Source organism: Sporanaerobacter acetigenes DSM 13106 (assembly GCF_900130025.1).
GTDB classification, from domain to species: Bacteria; Bacillota; Clostridia; order Tissierellales; family Sporanaerobacteraceae; genus Sporanaerobacter; species Sporanaerobacter acetigenes.
The window spans coordinates 71431-88963 of sequence record NZ_FQXR01000006.1; the positions used below are offsets into that span (position 1 = coordinate 71431).

14 protein-coding genes are annotated in these 17533 nt (G+C 30.8%); 2 read left to right on the forward strand and 12 right to left on the reverse strand.

Annotated elements, in window-relative coordinates:
- Window positions 1–31 precede the first annotated feature (31 nt).
- The 6 genes from BUA21_RS07410 to BUA21_RS07435 all read right to left on the reverse strand — a co-directional run bounded on the left by BUA21_RS07410 (window position 32) and on the right by BUA21_RS07435 (window position 6147).
- Window positions 32–1855: a heavy metal translocating P-type ATPase gene (locus BUA21_RS07410; RefSeq protein WP_412458289.1), complete on the reverse strand. Its 1824-nt coding sequence runs from the start codon at window positions 1853–1855 to the stop codon at window positions 32–34.
- Window positions 1856–2283: 428 nt separating this feature from the next.
- Entirely contained in the window at window positions 2284–3096 is an 813-nt protein-coding gene (locus BUA21_RS07415; RefSeq protein WP_072744181.1) for a nitroreductase family protein, read from the reverse strand.
- Between the two features lie 66 nt (window positions 3097–3162).
- Entirely contained in the window at window positions 3163–3726 is a 564-nt protein-coding gene (locus BUA21_RS07420; RefSeq protein ID WP_072744327.1) for a phosphatase PAP2 family protein, read from the reverse strand.
- Window positions 3727–3823: 97 nt separating this feature from the next.
- Window positions 3824–4888 carry an ABC transporter permease subunit gene (locus BUA21_RS07425; RefSeq protein ID WP_072744182.1) on the reverse strand — a complete coding sequence of 355 codons (1065 nt, stop codon included), beginning with the start codon at window positions 4886–4888 and terminating at the stop codon, window positions 3824–3826.
- Window positions 4863–5762: an ABC transporter ATP-binding protein gene (locus BUA21_RS07430; RefSeq protein ID WP_072744183.1), complete on the reverse strand. Its 900-nt coding sequence runs from the start codon at window positions 5760–5762 to the stop codon at window positions 4863–4865. The genes BUA21_RS07425 and BUA21_RS07430 overlap by 26 nt, the downstream gene beginning before the upstream one ends.
- On the reverse strand, window positions 5755–6147 hold the full coding sequence (locus tag BUA21_RS07435) for a GntR family transcriptional regulator (protein WP_072744184.1): 393 nt from the start codon (window positions 6145–6147) through the stop codon (window positions 5755–5757). Before BUA21_RS07435 ends, BUA21_RS07430 begins: the two co-directional genes overlap by 8 nt.
- A gap of 165 nt (window positions 6148–6312) precedes the next feature.
- Between BUA21_RS07435 and BUA21_RS07440 the strand changes: the two genes are divergently transcribed.
- Window positions 6313–8184 (forward strand): ATP-dependent helicase, encoded by a 1872-nt coding sequence (locus BUA21_RS07440; RefSeq protein ID WP_072744185.1) that lies wholly within the window; start codon window positions 6313–6315, stop codon window positions 8182–8184.
- 24 nt (window positions 8185–8208) lie between these two features.
- Here BUA21_RS07440 and BUA21_RS07445 read toward each other — a convergent pair whose 3' ends face one another.
- The 3 genes from BUA21_RS07445 to prdR all read right to left on the reverse strand — a co-directional run bounded on the left by BUA21_RS07445 (window position 8209) and on the right by prdR (window position 12213).
- Window positions 8209–9219 carry a proline racemase gene (locus tag BUA21_RS07445; protein ID WP_072744186.1) on the reverse strand — a complete coding sequence of 337 codons (1011 nt, stop codon included), beginning with the start codon at window positions 9217–9219 and terminating at the stop codon, window positions 8209–8211.
- 254 nt (window positions 9220–9473) lie between these two features.
- Window positions 9474–10421: an alpha/beta hydrolase gene (locus tag BUA21_RS07450; RefSeq protein WP_072744187.1), complete on the reverse strand. Its 948-nt coding sequence runs from the start codon at window positions 10419–10421 to the stop codon at window positions 9474–9476.
- Between the two features lie 46 nt (window positions 10422–10467).
- Window positions 10468–12213: a sigma-54 dependent transcriptional regulator PrdR gene (gene prdR / locus BUA21_RS07455; RefSeq protein ID WP_072744188.1), complete on the reverse strand. Its 1746-nt coding sequence runs from the start codon at window positions 12211–12213 to the stop codon at window positions 10468–10470.
- A 14-nt stretch (window positions 12214–12227) separates the two neighbouring features.
- Here prdR and BUA21_RS07460 point away from each other — a divergent pair, with 14 nt between their 5' ends.
- On the forward strand, window positions 12228–12431 hold the full coding sequence (locus BUA21_RS07460) for a hypothetical protein (protein WP_143147148.1): 204 nt from the start codon (window positions 12228–12230) through the stop codon (window positions 12429–12431).
- A 44-nt stretch (window positions 12432–12475) separates the two neighbouring features.
- Here the strand turns inward: BUA21_RS07460 and BUA21_RS07465 are convergent, their stop codons facing one another.
- Genes BUA21_RS07465 through hypD form a run of 3 tightly spaced genes read right to left on the reverse strand, consistent with a single transcriptional unit; the run spans window position 12476 to window position 17532 of the window.
- Window positions 12476–13543: a M24 family metallopeptidase gene (locus BUA21_RS07465; RefSeq protein ID WP_072744190.1), complete on the reverse strand. Its 1068-nt coding sequence runs from the start codon at window positions 13541–13543 to the stop codon at window positions 12476–12478.
- A 56-nt stretch (window positions 13544–13599) separates the two neighbouring features.
- The gene (gene pruA / locus BUA21_RS07470; RefSeq protein ID WP_072744191.1) at window positions 13600–15147 is read right to left on the reverse strand and encodes an L-glutamate gamma-semialdehyde dehydrogenase; all 1548 of its coding nucleotides are present in this window, start codon (window positions 15145–15147) and stop codon (window positions 13600–13602) included.
- 24 nt (window positions 15148–15171) lie between these two features.
- The gene (gene hypD / locus BUA21_RS07475; RefSeq protein ID WP_072744192.1) at window positions 15172–17532 is read right to left on the reverse strand and encodes a trans-4-hydroxy-L-proline dehydratase; all 2361 of its coding nucleotides are present in this window, start codon (window positions 17530–17532) and stop codon (window positions 15172–15174) included.
- Between the last annotated feature and the right edge of the window lies 1 nt (window position 17533).

The following is a 17533-nucleotide window of genomic DNA, read 5'->3' on the forward strand; positions in this document are numbered from 1 at the left end:
ATTAATTTTTTAAAAAAGAAAAGTGGGGGATTTATTCCTCCACTTTAAGTGCTCGCATTGAATTCAATATAGCAATTATAGATACTCCTACATCTGCAAATACTGCTTCCCACATAGTTGCTATGCCAAACACTCCCATAATCAGTACTATAATTTTTACTCCCAAAGCAAGATAAATATTTTGTGTGACAATTTTCTTAGTTTTTCTTGCTATTTTGATTCCTGTTATTATTTTTTTGGGCTCATCTGTCATTATAACTATATCAGAAGCCTCAATAGCTGCATCTGAACCCAATCCTCCCATAGCAATCCCCACATCTGCTCTAGCTAAAACTGGTGCATCATTTACTCCGTCCCCTACAAAAGCAACTTTTCCTTTACGGCTAGTCTCATTTATTATTTTTTCTAAAACACTAACTTTATCTTGTGGCAATAGTCCTCCATATACACTGTCTATACCTAATATTTCCCCTACTTTGCTAGCTACATATTGATTATCTCCTGAGAGCATAATAGTTTGTTTGATTCCTAAGTTCTTTAGTCCCATTATGGTATCTTTTGCATCTTCTTTTATCTCATCAGATATGATTATATACCCAATATATTCACTATTCTTAGCCACATATACAATTGTACCAAAGCCTTTCTTACCCTCAACTTTAATATTTTCTCTTTCGAACAATTTTTCATTTCCAATCATTACCTTATCTCCGCTTATTCCGACTTGCACTCCCATCCCTGGTATTTCTCTATAGTCTTTCAATAAACTTTCATCTACTTTTCCCTCATAAGCTTCTATTATAGATTTGCCTATTGGATGATTTGAAAAAGCTTCTCCATAAGCTGCAAGATAAATAACTTCATCTTCTGTGAATCCCTCTTTAGCATTTACTCTAGTTACTCTAAATACACCTTTCGTTACAGTTCCTGTCTTATCCATAACAACAGTATCTACTTGATTTAAGGCTTCTAGGTAATTTCCACCCTTTATGAGTATGCCAGATTTAGAAGCTCCTCCTATGCCACCAAAAAACCCTAACGGAATAGATATAACTAGTGCACAAGGACAAGATATAACTAAAAATATCAGTGCTCTATAGACCCATTCACTTAAACTAAGCTTGAATATAAGTGGTGGTATAAAAGCAATAAAAGCAGCACTAATAACTACTATTGGTGTATAATATCTAGCAAATGTAGTTATGAAATTTTCAGTAGGTGCTTTCTTGCTTGAAGCATTTTCTACCAAATCAAGTATTTTTGATACTGTTGACTCCCCAAATTCTTTTAAAACTTCTATAGTTAAAAGTCCACTATTATTTACATATCCACTTAAAACACTATCTCCAGCCTGTACAACTCTAGGCACATTTTCTCCAGTTATATTTGAGGTATCCACAGTAGATTTGCCTTCAATTATTGTTCCATCTAATGGAATTTTTTCTCCTGGTTTAACAATTATATGGTCTCCTACATGAACATTTTGAGGAGCAACTTTCACTACTTCATCACCATTTTTTATATTTGCATAATCTGGTCTAATATCAAGAAGAGATTTTATAGACTTTCTAGAATGGCTAACTGCCATATCTTGAAACAATTCTCCAACTTGATAAAATAACATAACAGCCACACCTTCAGGATACTCTCCTATAGCAAAAGCCCCTATGGTTGCCAAGGCCATTAAAAAATTTTCATCAAATATTTGACCATGAGTTATATTTTTTAGTGCTCTAACAAGTATTTCCCCACCAACGACAATATAACTTGCAAAGAAAAATATAAACTCCCAATTTGCCTCAAATTTAAATAATATAGGAACAATAAACAATATGGCTCCTATTATAATCTTCATTATTTCACCCTTTTCCACTTCTCCATGGCTGTGATCATGAACATGTGCATGAGCTTTATTGTTCTGAGTTTGACTATCTATTATTTTCACATCTGGTTCAACTTTATTCACAATAGCTTTTATTTCATTTACTATTTTATCTGAATTGTTCTCACTTTGTATTTGAACCTTTAGTTTCTTTGAAACAAAATCCATAATTGCAATATCTACTCCATCTATATCATTTGTCATCTTTTCAATTTTACTTGCGCAATTTGCACAATTTAGTCCTTCTAAAATTAAAGTTTTTTCAACCATAATCTATAGCCCCCTTTTTAACCATCAAACATATGAACACTTATTCATATGTTTGATTATATTTTACCCCATTTTGTTTTCTATGTCAACGAAAAAAAAGTATAAAAAAAGCAGCATAGCTGCTTTTTTATTTATATATAAAATTCTCCTATAAATTTATATAAAACTTTATCTACTTCACAGTCTTCATCATGAAGCAATTTCCAACTTCCATTCACTCCAATTGACTTTGCCATGTTTTCAAAATAATACATTATAATCCCTGCATCTACTAAATTATATTTATTGTCATTACACATCAAAGTCAATACAACTCTATCATCTTTTAATATAAATCTCCAAGGTTGATTGTTGTAACTAGATGGAGCAAATCTTATATAATAAAATAAATCGCTCAATCCTCTATTTTCTAACTCATCCATGTCAATTTTATTTCCAATTTCATCTTTATAAACTATCTCTTCTACAGCTAATCTACAGCTTTCTCCTTCTTGAACAAATGGATTTTTGGCTACTGGATATCCTATTGCAAGTATATAATCTACTTTTCCGTTTTTAAGTTCAAACAATGCTTTTTTCATATCTTCTTCTACATCTACAACACTTATCCAACAACTACCTAAGTTTAATTCTGACGCCTTTGTTATTAGATTTTCCATAGCATATGAAGCATTTATGATACAATCCTCTGATTCATCTAAAAGTTCCAATACAATATAATGAGGACTTTTAATCATAACACCAGCATATCCGCCTTTTCCACTAAGTGCTTTGTGAACTAATTTCCCATCTTCAAATAATATAAACTTAAAACTATTTTTGCCTATAGCGGATTCCAGTTTCTTTCCATAATCCATCAATTCTTCCAATACTTTTTTATCTGCATCTTTTTCTTTAAAATCCCTTATAGACTTTCTATTTTTTAAAAAACTGCTCATTAACATTTCCGCTCATCCTTTCTTCATTGTCTTCTATCTATTTATACCACTCCACTATAAATTTAATCTTATTTATGCCAATTTCATAAATATCATTAGACGTTTTAAATAATCTATTAGCTGAAAATGAACAATCAATGAAGAAAACACTCCAACAGCTATGCCAGCTAAAACATCTGTTGGATAGTGAACACCCAAATACATTCTAGATGTTCCTACTAAAAGTGCAATTAAAAGCACAGGTATAGCTATATAAGGGAAATTCAAAGCCATCACTGTGGCTATAGAAAAACTGGCTGTAGTATGTCCTGATGGAAAGGAATAATCTTTAAGAACAATGTTGAAACGATTTACACTGTCAAATCTGTTGAAAGGCCTTTCCCTTTCTAAAGATCTCTTAAGTATTTGAACAAATATCTGGCTTAAAGTAAGACTAGCAAGTCCCTCCAATCCTATAAGTCGCATTTTATTCTTCCCAAATATGAACAATGACATCATAAAACCTGTTGTAAACCATCCCCCACCTAAATTCGTTATATAATACATAAACTTGTCCAAGAATTTATTTTTAATCGTATCATTAAACCAATGAAGCAGTTTTTTATCAAAAGTCTTAACTCTTTTTTTAGCTCCCATAATATCACCCTGCATCTTATTTTAAACTTAGTATAGAATATAATCACCTCCTTTGTAAAGTGTTAATGCAAAAATAAAAGGTAGAGAATTCTCCACCTTATGCTTTGCTTCTATTTAATTTTATACTCCAGTTGGATAAAAGCCATCCTAAAAATCCTCCAACCACATATCCAAGAACAAGGAAAACACTTCTGAATCTATCACCATTGTAGAAAAGATCTTCGAATATCCAAACAAACATTATACCCATAAGAAGTGCAAAACAAATACTTACGCCTACTTTGAAAAATGTTTCAATATTCTCAAACTCCAATGTTTCTCCACTTCTCTCTACTTTATTCTTATCGAATAATATTTTTGACAAGAAAATCAATATTATAGATAAAACTATATAATAAATGTAATATTTAGCACCATGATATGGACTATCAAACACACCCAATATACTATAGTTAACAAATTTTTCACTTACTACTCCCGGAGCACTAGGCAATTTTAACCCCCAGTAATCTAAGTTATCAGAAATAAGAGTGAAAAATCCTATTGGGAAAACTAAAAATATTCCTGTCAATATAAATTGTGCAATAGTAGTTCCCGTAAGAGCTCCAAACAAAAATGAAAATCCTAAAACAGGCATTTGCTGATAAATAATTTTAATGCACCATAAAAGAACATCTCTAGCAGAATAAAATATTCTTAAATTTGAACTTAAACCCAAAGCTAATAGCATTATTAAACTATTTATGACAAAAGGTAAAATTATAGCTACCAATGATACCAATAGTTTATTGAAAAATATTTCATATCTTGTAAAAGGCATTGTTGACAATACTTCAAAAGTCTTTCTTCTCTTTTCTTCTCCGAATAATATAATAGCCATAACTATAGGAGCTAATATAGAAATAAATATATAAATCTCTCTTGTGGCGTCTAAGCTATAGTGAACGTCATTAATTCTCCATTGAAGTAGTTCTTTTTCATTAAACTCAATACCGTCTTTTTTATAGGATTCTAATCTTTCTTTATATTGATTGTAGCTAGTTGTCACTGGCAATGTAGCTGAAAAAAATATTATTATAGCTATAAATATAACAATTGGTTTTATCATTTTAAAATCTTTGTTAAAAAGATTTTTGTTAAAGGGCAATGTCTTCAAATACATATCCTTCTCCTCCCATCTTATATATAAATATTTCTTCTAGGGACATGTCTATAGTTTCTAAAAGTATAGGATTGTGTTTTTTTATTTCCTCTATCAAATCATCTATATTGTCATTTGCGACTATTTGATAAACCTTTCCAACACTTTCTATTCTTAAAATATCTTTATTTGTTTTTATTTCTTCAGGAATATCCTCTTTAAAAGCCACTTGTATTTTTCTCACTCTAGTCTTCAATTCATCTATACTTTCTTCCATAAGTACTCTTCCTTCATGGATTATTCCTATGTGGTCACAAATTTGCTCAAGTTCTCCTAAATTGTGAGTAGATATAAGAACAGTGGTATCGTTTAAACTCACTTCCTCAACTAAAAAATTTAATACCTGCCTTCTCACAACTGGATCGAGTCCAGATGTAGGTTCATCTAATATAAGTACCTTTGGCATTATAGATAGATTTACCAATATAGATAATTGAGTTTTCATTCCTTTTGATAAGTACTTTATCTTTTTATTTTCATCTAACTTAAAAACTTTCTTTAAATTTTTAAATCGCTCTTCGTTCCACATAGGATAAGTATTTCTATAAAATTCAACCATATCTTTTATTTTGAAATTAGGATAAAAATATTGAAAATCAGAAACATATCCTATTCTACCCTTGATACTTGTATTTTTTAGAATATCTTCTCCACAAATAAGTGTATTTCCTCTTTCAGGTTCATATATACCTACCAAGCATTTAATCAAAGTAGTCTTTCCTGCTCCATTTGGTCCTATAAGTCCATAAATAGAACCACCCTCAACATTTATGCTTACATTATCTAAAATCTTTGTTCCGCCTAGATATTTGTCAATATTTTGAGTTCTAATCATCTTCCTCCACCCCCTTCAATTCCTTTAATAAACTCTTTATCATCTCATATATATCTTCTTCTTTAAATCCCATATAATAAGCTTCGACTATGCCTTTCTTAAAAAATTCCCTCACTTCCATAAGTTTTTCCTCATCCTTTCTAGGCTTATAATCTTCTGATACAAAGGTTCCTCTTCCCCTTATAGTAACTGTCACCTTTTGTCTTTCCAATTCCTGATATGCTTTTTGTATAGTATTTGGGTTTAATGTCATCATCTTGGCCATTTCTCTCACTGATGGAAGTTTGTCTCCCGGCTCAATGATTCCCTTTAATATTCCTTCTTTTATCTCATTGACAATTTGCTCATATATCGGAGTACTACTAGTTGCGTCTATATTTATCACTTTCTCACCTCCACAATTTCCATGTGTTGTGTATCGTGTGTACTATTTGAACTAATACACTATAAACAGTGTAATACATTCAAGGAAAAAAGTCAAGTACCTTTGATGTTTTTTTGTTATAATTATATATAAAATTAGGAACTCTTGAAAGGTGAGATACTAAAAATGGAGTTAAATAAATATCAGAAAAAAGCGGTTTCTCATGTAAATGGTCCAGCCCTAGTATTAGCGGTTCCTGGAGCTGGAAAAACTACAGTTCTAATTCATAGAACAAATAATCTAATAGAAAATCACAATATAAATCCCGACAGCATCCTTTCTATAACCTTTAGTAGAGCTTCTGCCAATGATATGAAAGAAAGATATAATACTACATTCCCTAATTTCCAATCCACAGCAATAAAATTTTCTACTATCCATAGTTTTTCTTATACTATACTTAGGGAATATGCCTATAGAAAAAATATAAAATATACTTTATTGGAAGGAAAAAATACACCTATAAATAAAAATGCCCTTCTTAGAAAAATTTATCTTGAAATAAATGGTGAATATATTACAGAAGAAAGGCTTGAAGGTATTGTAAACACTATTGGATATATAAAAAATATGTGCTTTGATATAGATGAGTATATGCTTAACAATAATGTAGAAATAAACAATTTCAAGGAAATATATATGTATTATGAAAACTATAAGCTACAAAATCATCTAATAGATTTTGACGATATGTTGGTTCTTACATATAAGGTATTGAAAGAAGATAAATATTTATTGAACAAGTATAGAAACAAATACAATTATATACAAGTCGATGAAGGACAGGATACTTCTAAAATTCAAATGGAAATAATAAAAACCATTGCATATCCAAACAACAATTTATTTATTGTTGCTGATGATGACCAGTCTATATATGGCTTTAGAGGTGCTTTCCCTAAGGGACTTTTGGAATTTAAGAAAATATATCCTAAGGCCAAAATCTTTTATATGGAAGAAAATTTTCGTTCATCTAAAAATATAGTCAATGTAAGCAATAAATTCATAAAACAAAATACTTTAAGATATGATAAAAATTTATTTACAGAAAATGAAGATGTTAGACCAATACAAATTGTAAAAGCTAAAACCGTGCTGGACCAATACGAATATTTAGTAGGAGAACTTAAAAAATATGATGAGCTTTCAAATACTGCTATTCTATATAGAAACAATATATCTACTTTAGGACTCATAGAATATTTAGAAAAGAATAATATACCCTTTCATTTAAGAGATATGAAAATAAGTCTATTTAATCACTGGATGATAAATGATATTGTAGCATTTTTGACTCTTGCAAAAGACGATACAAATATTTCTGCTTTTGAAAAAATTTATTATAAGATGAGAGGATTTGTGTATAAAAAATATATAAATTATATAAAAACATTGAATTTTAATTCTTCTGTATTTGATAGAATCTTATTGTATCCGGGTTTAGATGAAGAATATAAACAAAAGATAATAGAACTTAAAAGAGACTTTAAATATTTATCTAGATTAAAGCCCTGTGAAGCCATAAGTTTTATTGAAGAAGACTTGAAATATGAAAGATACCTTAGAGAAAACTCATTAAAACTTGGATATACCTATGACTCCCTAAAAACTATATTGTTCGATTTGAAATTAATTGCTAAAAATACTCCTTCTATAGAAGTTTTTTTAAGCAGACTAAAATATTTAGATTATCTATCTAAAAAATCTGTACAAGCCAAAAATGGTGTAGTATTGTCTACTATTCATGCTGCCAAAGGATTGGAATTTAAAAATGTTTATATGATAGATCTTGTGGATGGAGATTTTCCTACTTCCAATAGTATTGAAGCTTTCTATAAGGGAAATTATGATTTGCTGGAAGAAGAAAGAAGACTTTTCTATGTTGGAATGACTAGAGCCAAAGAAGTGCTAGATCTTGTCACTATCAAAAATAGAAATGATAAAAAAGTTGAAAGTTCTAAATTTTTAGTGGAAATTGAGGAAATGTTTAAAAAATAAAGTGAGACAATGTCTCACTTTATTTTATTTGGATAGAACAAATCCATATTTAAAAGGATCTTCTGGATCTATAACTAATTGATTGAAACCTGTTACATAGGCCCTACCAGTTACTTCAGGAATAACTCCATTGTATTCCCCCACATTTGTTTCTTTCAAAACTTTTCCTTCAAAAGTAGTTCCAATTATACTTTCATATACAAAAGGTTCATTTAATCCAATCTTATCTTTAGCATAGAGATAAGCTAGCTTTGCACTAGTTCCAGTACCACATGGAGAACGGTCAAATTGTCCCATACCAAATACCACAACATTTTTCAAGTCTGCACCTTCTTTTGAAGGTACATCATATATTTCAACTAAGTCCACAGTATTTATGTATGGCTTTTCTGGGTGGCAAATTTTTACTTCACTATTTAATATATCTCTTATAGCTAGTCCTATTTCTACAAGTTTATCTACATTGCTTAAATCAACATTCATTCCTAATTCTTTAGCATCTACCAATGCAAAGAAACTTCCTCCAAAAGAAATGTCTAATTTTATTCTTCCAACGCTAGGCACATCTATTTCTACATCTTCTTTATATAAAAATGATGGCACATTAGTTATAGAAACTTCTTTAGCGCACCCATTCTCAACTTTCACTCTAGCTTTTATAAGTCCAGCAGGAGCTTCTAATGCTATTTCAGTTATTGGCTCTACTACTTCAACCATTCCTGTATTTACAAGTACTGTAGAAACACCTATGGATCCATGACAACACATATTCAAATATCCTCCACCATCCATAAATATTACTCCTAAATCTGCATCATCTCTTGTAGGTTGAGTTATGATTGCACCAAACATATCTTTATGTCCCCTTGGCTCATGCATTAGCATTGTCCTTATATGATCTAAATGTTCTTCTAAATATTTCTTTTTTTCGGACATATCCTTTCCTGGAATGACAGGAATTCCACCTACTACAACCCTAGTAGGTTCTCCTACTGTATGTGTATCTACAACATTTATGCTCTTAATAATCTCCATAGTTTACACTCTCCATTCTTGTCTTTTCCTAATATTCATCCTATAAAAATACTTATCCTCAATTAAGTGAAGCAAAATCTATGCCAATATGAAATTCATCTGTATCCTCATCAAATAGCCATCCCTTTTACATCATAAAAACGAATTATGATTATATATAGTCACAATTCGTTTTATATCTTTTATTGCAGTTATTTTCAATACATATTCATGCCTAAATATAATCACAAGCCTATATTTAGACACATATTTATCTATGCCTCTTCTTTTGCCCTTTCCATATGTTTTTGGGTCCAAGCAATAATATCTTCATACACTTCTTCTTTGTTTATTTCATTCAACACTTCATGTCTTGCATTTTGATAAAACTTATATGATATATCCTTTATACCTGCTTTTTTATAAGCTTCTATTGCTTGAAAAACTCCTTTAGTATTTCCTCCTACTGGATCCTTTTCTCCTGAAATAAAGAAAATAGGCAAGTTCTTTGGTATCTTATCAAGATTTTCTTTTTTATACATTTCTTTTATTCCTGTCAACATATCATAGAAAAATCCTGCAGTAAATACTTCCCCACAATATTGGTCTCTTATATATTCATCCACTATTTGAGGGTCTCTTGTAAGCCAATCAAACTCTGTCCTATTGGGTTTAAATCCCTTGTTAAAGTTTCCAAAAGATAAATCATTTAATTTCTCACTTCTAGCTTTTCTTCCCTTTTCTTTTATTTCTTTCTTGGCAATCTTAAGCCCAATACTACCAGCAATCCCTGGATTTCCTCCAGTACCACTCAATATAGCTCCATCAATTTCTTCTCCAAAACGTTCAATATAACTCCTTGACAAAAAAGAACCCATACTATGGCCTAGCAAAAATACAGGTATATTTTCATATTCTTCTTTTATAATATTTGTAAGAGTATGCATATCATTAACAACCTTGTCCCAGCCATTTTCGTCAGCAAAATAACCAACCTTTTCTAAACTTCCTGCTGTTTTCCCATGACCTCTATGATCATTTCCATATACAACAAAACCTTTTTCAACTAACACTTTAGCAAAGTCATCATATCTTTGTATGTGTTCTGCCATACCATGAGATAATTGAACTGCTGCTACAATAGGGCCATCATCAGGTTCCCATTTTTTACAATAAACATCTAATTCCCCTTCAGATTTAAAAGTAAATTCTTTGGTCTTCATATTTATCTCCCCTTTTTTCTTGTTAGTTAATTCTAATTATAACATACTAGTCATCAATCCTGTATTTTTTTATTTTAGAATGAAGAGTGGTCCTTGGTATATTTAAAATTTTTGCAGCCTCCAGTTTGTTTCCAGATGTCATATCTAATGCCTTTTTTATAAGATTTACTTCCAAATTCTTTACAGATTCATTTAAATCAAAGGAATTTATATTGTAATTTAAAAAACTGTCAAGATTTTTGGTGAATATATATTTAGGCAAAAATTCACTTGTTATCACTTCTTCATTACACATAATAGCCATGTATTCTACAACATTCTTTAGTTCTCTTATATTTCCTTTCCAATCATACTCCATAAGAATTTGAACTACTTCATTATCAATAGAAGGTATCTTTCTATTGTTTTCTTTGCAAAATTCCTTCAAAAAATAATCCACAAGAAGTACTATATCTTCTTTCCTCTCTCTCAAAGGCGGAAGCTCTATTTCTACTACATTTATTCTATAATAAAGTTCCTCTCTAAATAATTCCTTATCTATAAGGTCTAATAAATTCTTATTGGTAGCTGATACAACTCTGACATTTAAAGGTATATATTTTTCTCCTCCTACCTTTTTTATCTTCTTATCTTGGAGAACTCTCAATAGTTTGGCCTGCATGGATAATGGTAAATCTCCAATTTCATCTAAGAAAAGTGTTCCTTCATTGGCCAATTCAAAAAAACCAGCTTTACCTTCTCTTCTAGCACCTGTAAAAGCTCCCCCCACATATCCGAAAAATTCACTTTCAAATAGTTCTGATGGTATAGCACTACAATTTACAGGTACAAAATTTCCCAAAACACCACTACTGTAATGAATAGCCCTAGCAAATTCCTCTTTCCCCGTTCCACTTTCGCCTGTTAAAAGTATAGAAACATTAGAATTTGCAATTTGTTTTGCTATATTAATTTTTCCTTGTATCTTCTTGCTATTTCCTATTATTCTCTCAAAAGGATCTTTGGAATATTTTTTTATCTGTTTTTCTAATATTTTCAGTTGTTCTTTAGCTTTTTTTAGTTCACTTTGCAATTCTTCAACTTCACTGATATCTTTTTCAGTACTAACCACTCCATAAAGTTTTCCATCTATGATAATAGGTGAAGCACTTATGATGACATGATATCCTTCTTTAGGTGAATAATATACATTTTTTACACTTTCTTTGGTATTTGAAATTTTTAAATCTATTGCATCAGGAAAATATTCCTCCAGATATTTACCTTTTAATTCATCCTCTTTAAAACCATACAATTTTTCTGCATTTTTGTTCCAAATAACTATTCTCCCTTTGTTATCCACAACACATATTGCTTCATGAATACTGTTGAAAATATGCTTTATTGCCAATTCTGCTTCTTCCACACCCTTGTAAAAATAATCTCTAATATGCTCTTCTCTTATGATTCCAACAATATTTCCATTTTCAACTACAGGAAGTCTTCCAATTTTATTTTCTAACATTATAGCCCTGCAATTAGATAAGGATTCATTAGGATTAACCCACAGTACATTTCTTTTCATGAAATCATTTAATTTAATTTTGGAAATATCCGCTCTAACAAATTTATACACATCCGCCATAGTGATAACACTCTTTATTTTTTTATCATCATCACAAATAAGAACTTCTTTTTTTACATTATGAATTAAATAATCTATTATGGAATTCATTTCATCTTTTTCATTAGCTATAAAAATATCATAGCTCATTACATCTGCTACAGGAACACTATATGACTGAAGGAACATATAAACACCTCACTTTGCTCTCTATAAATATTAGTCTACTATATTTAATTTATTATAGCAATTTTTATATATTTTTTGAAAAAATAGAAATACTATATATTGAAAGCAACTTCTACAAGAAGGGAGGAAAAAATACTAGTATGGCAAAAGATAAAAACAACAAAGAATCAAACAAGAAGAACAAAAGCAATAAAGACAAAAACAAAGAAGAAGGTTAAATAAACCTCAGGCAATGCCTGAGGTTTATTTATATAAGCATGTTTTATAATATTATCAACTCTTTTGGTGAATGAGTAATGATTTCTACTCCATCTTTTTTTACAACTACACTATCTTCAATCCTCACTCCGCCCCAATCTGGAATATATATACCTGGTTCTACTGTAACAACGCTATTTTCCGCTAAAACTCTGTCACAGTTCACACCCATAAATGGTATCTCATGAAGTTCCAATCCCACTCCATGACCTAGTCCATGACCAAAATATTCATTATATTCGCCCATGATTTTTCGTACTTCTGTATCTGCTTCTTTTCCAGATATTCCACTTCTAAGCACATCTAATCCTCTTTGTTGTGCAGCCTTTACAATATTGTATATTTTTACTTGTTTTTCATTTGCCTCCCCAACTACAACAGTTCTAGTCATGTCGGAACGATATCCTTTATATAGTGCACCAAAATCTATAGTTATAAAATCTCCATTTTCTATTTTTTTATCTGAAGGTTGTCCATGAGGAAGAGAAGTCTTCTTTCCTGAAATAAATATGGTATCAAAGCTTACACCTTCTGCTCCAGCTTTTCTCATATAATACTCCAATTCCAGTGCAAGTTCCATTTCTGTCATTCCAACTTTTATGACTTTAAGTATTTTCTCAAAAGCCTCATCAGCAAAGTCACAAGCCTTCTTTATATATTCTATTTCTTCTTCATCCTTAACAACCCTTATTTCTTCCACTAAATAAGATGTTGGAACTAATTCCACATTTGATATGCTTTCTTTTAAACTTTCATACATATCAAAATTCATATATTCTCTTTCAAATCCTATCCTCTTAACTCCATCCTTTTTAGCCAAATCTTTAACTGTTTCAACAAGTGATTTGAAAGGGTTTCCCCATCTTATGACTTCAAATCCCTTACATTGGCTTTGAGCTTGTTCTGTATATCTTGAATCAGTTATAAAATAATTATTTTTACTTGTTATGAATACAAAGGAATCAGAACCTGTAAATCTACTTATATATCTCACATTTGGCTCTGTAAGTAAAAACAATCCATCAATATTGTTTTTATTCATTTGCTCATGTAATTTTTCTATTCTAGTCATAAAATCACCTTCCTCTACTATATTCTAACACTTTGACAGGAGAATTAAAGTGTTTTTTAAAGTCTTTCAGCTACAGATTTGATTTCCATAAACAACAATAGATAATCTTCTCCTCCTGCTTTAGAACAAGTACCAGACAATTTAAATCCACCAAATGGTTGAACCCCTACCAAAGCCCCAGTACACTTTCTATTTAAATATAAATTTCCTACATGAAATTCCCTTTTTGCTTTTTCAAGCTTCTGCCTGTTATTTGAATAAACAGCCCCAGTCAAACCATAATCAGTATCATTTGCAATATTTAATGCACAATCAAAATTATCTACTTTAATCACAGAAAGAACAGGCCCAAAAATTTCTTCTTGAGAAATTCTTGCATCTGGGGACACATCAACTATTATAGTAGGTTCTATAAAATATCCGCTTTCTCCACATTTGTTCCCTCCAAAACATATTTTGCCTTCATTTCTTCCTATTTCAATATATGTTAATATTTTTTCATAAGCATTTTCATCAATTACAGCACCAAAATTTGTATCAAATTTTCTAGTTGGACCAATTTTTAATTTTTTAGTTTTTTCTACTATCTTATCTATCATTTCATCATATATATCTTCGACAATAATTGCCCTGGAACATGCAGAACATTTTTGCCCTTGGAATCCAAAAGCAGATGCTACTATTCCTTCTGCCGCTGCATCTAAGTCAGCTTCATTATCAACTATTATTGTATCTTTTCCTCCCATTTCAGCTATTACACGTTTGATACATTTTTGACCATCTTTTATATCTGAAGCCATCTTAGAAATATTTAATCCTACATCTTTTGATCCAGTAAAATTGATAAATCTAGTCTTTGGATGAGAAACCAAATAATTTCCAACACTTTCTCCTGGACCAGGCAAATAATTTATTACACCATCAGGTAATTTAATTTCATCCCATATTTCCATAAATTTAGCTGCTACAACAGGAGTAGAACTAGAAGGCTTTATGACAACAGTATTTCCTGTAACTATTGAAGCCGCTGTCATTCCCGTTAAAATAGCTAGTGGAAAATTCCAAGGTGCTATTACAATCCCCACTCCCATTGGAATATAGTAGCATTCATTTATCTCACCAGGAAAACTTCCTACATCCATACCCTTTGCGAATTTAAGCATTTGTCTTCCATAATACTCTAAAAAATCAATTGCTTCAGCTACATCTGCATCAGCCTCAATCCATGTTTTACCTGCTTCTTCTACCAACAATGCAGAAAAATCAAATTTTTTCCTTCTCATAATAGCAGCAGCCTTAAATAAATAATTTGCTCTCTCTTTTGGACATACATTTTTCCACATTTCAAAAGCCTCTAGTGCTGAACACATGCTCTTATCTGCCAATTCTTCATTCCCTTTACTGACAATTCCTATGATTTCTTTAAAATTGCATGGATTGTATGATGTTATTTTTTCATCAGTATAAATTTTTTCCCCACCAATTATAAGTGGATATTCTTTACCTTTTTCAACATCCAGTTTTTTAAATGCTTCCTCCATCTTATCTATGTTTTCTTGTTTAGTAAAATCTATCAAAGGTTCATTTTTAAACTTTTCCAACATAATTATCACCTCATTAAATTTTTATTAAAAACTATCATGTTCAGTACGTTTGATTATTTCATTTTGCAAAGACTCATTTAAATCGCAGAAATAATCACTATAACCTGCTACCCTTACAATTAAATCTCTATATTTTTCTGGTTCTTTCTGAGCTTTTCTCAAAGTTTCAGCATCTACAACATTAAATTGTATATGATGACCTCCCATTTTAAAATAAGCTCTAACTAGATGCAATAAATTCTCAATACCCTTATCATCTTCTAACAATTTTGGTGTGAATTTTTGATTGAGCAAAGTACCTCCTGTTTTCGCATGATCCATTTTCCCTGCTGATTTTATAACAGATGTTGGACCATATTCATCTCTTCCCTGTACAGGTGAAATTCCTTCAGAAAGAGGCTCTTTAGCTTTTCTTCCATCTGCAGTTGCACCAATTACTGAACCAAAATAAACATGGCAAGTCGTAGGAAGCATATTTATTCTATAAAAACCTCCCTTCATGTTTTTTCTTCCATTAACTGAATTATAGAACATATCAAATACTGTCTTCATTATATTATCTGAATAATCATCATCATTCCCATATTTATGAGGAGCATTTACAAATTTAAGTCGTAAATCTTCATAACCATCAAAATTTGATTTTAAAACCTCTAGTAATTTTTCCATAGAAATATATTTTTTATCATATACATTATATTTTATTGAAGATAGACTATCAGTTATAGTGCCAATTCCTACACCTTGTATATAATTTGTATTGTATCTAGCGCCACCTTCGTTATAGTCCATCCCTTTTTTTATACAATCATCTATTATGGTAGATAAAAATGGAGAAGGCATGTATTTGGCATACAATTTTTCTATGATATTATTTCCCTTGATTTTTACATCAATAAAATAATTTAGTTGTTTTTCAAAAGCTTCCATCAATTCTTCAAAGCTTTCAAATTTTCTTGAATCTTTAGTTTCTATGCCTATTTTCTTTCCAGTATTAGGATCTATGCCATTGTTCAAGGTTATTTCTAAGACTTTATTTAAATTGAAATATCCTGTAAGTATATAAGCTTCCTTCCCAAAAGCTCCAGTTTCTACACAACCACTAGTGCCACCGCATCGAGCATCTTCTACAGTCTTTCCCTGTATGAGCATTTCTTCAACAACTGCATCTGCGTTAAATATAGAAGGCTGACCCCATCCCTTTTTTACTATATTGAGAGCTCTTCTTAAAAATTTATCTGGATTTCTTTGACTCAATTGAATATTGGAACTTGGCTGCAACAATCTCATTTCATCTATAACATCCAAGACCATATAAGTTACATCATTTACTCCATCTGAGCCATCAGCTTTTAGTCCTCCACTATTTATGTTTGCAAAGTCTGTATATGTTCCACTTTCCTCTAAAGTAACTCCTACCTTTGGAGGCGCTGGATGATTGTTGAATTTCACCCAAAAACATTGAAGTAATTCTTCAGCTTCTTCTTTTGTTATTCTTCCTTCTTCAATGTCTTTCTTATAAAATGGGTACAAATGCTGATCTAATCTTCCCGGATTAAAAGCATCCCAAGTATTAAGTTCTGTAATAACTCCAATATGGACAAACCAATACATTTGAAGAGCCTCCCAAAATGTTCTTGGTTTATATGCTGGTACATGAAGACATGTTTCCGATATCTTTAAAAGTTCTTGTTGTCTCTTGACATCCACTTCATTTTCTGCCATTTTTTTTGCTTCTTCAGCATATCTATTTGCATATTCTATTATCGCATCGCAACAGATTGCCATAGCTTTTAACTCTTCTTGTTTTTCATAAGCTTTTTCATCATTGTAATAATCTATTGCTGACAAACTATTTGATATTTCTTCTTTGATCTCTAAAAAGCCTTTTTCATATATTTTCCCATCAGCTGTAGTATGTCCTGGAGCTCTCTGTTCCATAAATTCAGTAAAAACACCCGCTTCATAGCAATCTTTCCACTCTTGTGACATTTGTTCAAAAATTCTGTCTCTTATGCTTATACCTTTCCAGTAGGGAATAATTTGTTCTCTTTGAGTTTTCATTACCTCTTCAGATACATCAAAAGAAATTTTTTCTCTATCATTTATCATTTTGAGATCTTCTAAAGTATGGCAACACAATTCTGGATAAGTTGGTGTTCCTTTAGGTTTTTCTCCTCTTTCTCCTACAATTAATTCTTTTTCATTTATACAAATAGCCCTTTCTTCCATCAATGCCTTAAAAGTTAAAGCTCTCAACACAGGTGTGGATATCTTCCCAAAATATTCCTTATAAGTATCTGTAACTATTTTAGCTCTCTCAATAGAAATAAAAGGCCTTGCATTGAGACTATTCTCTCTTAAAATTTTTACCCTTTCATTCATG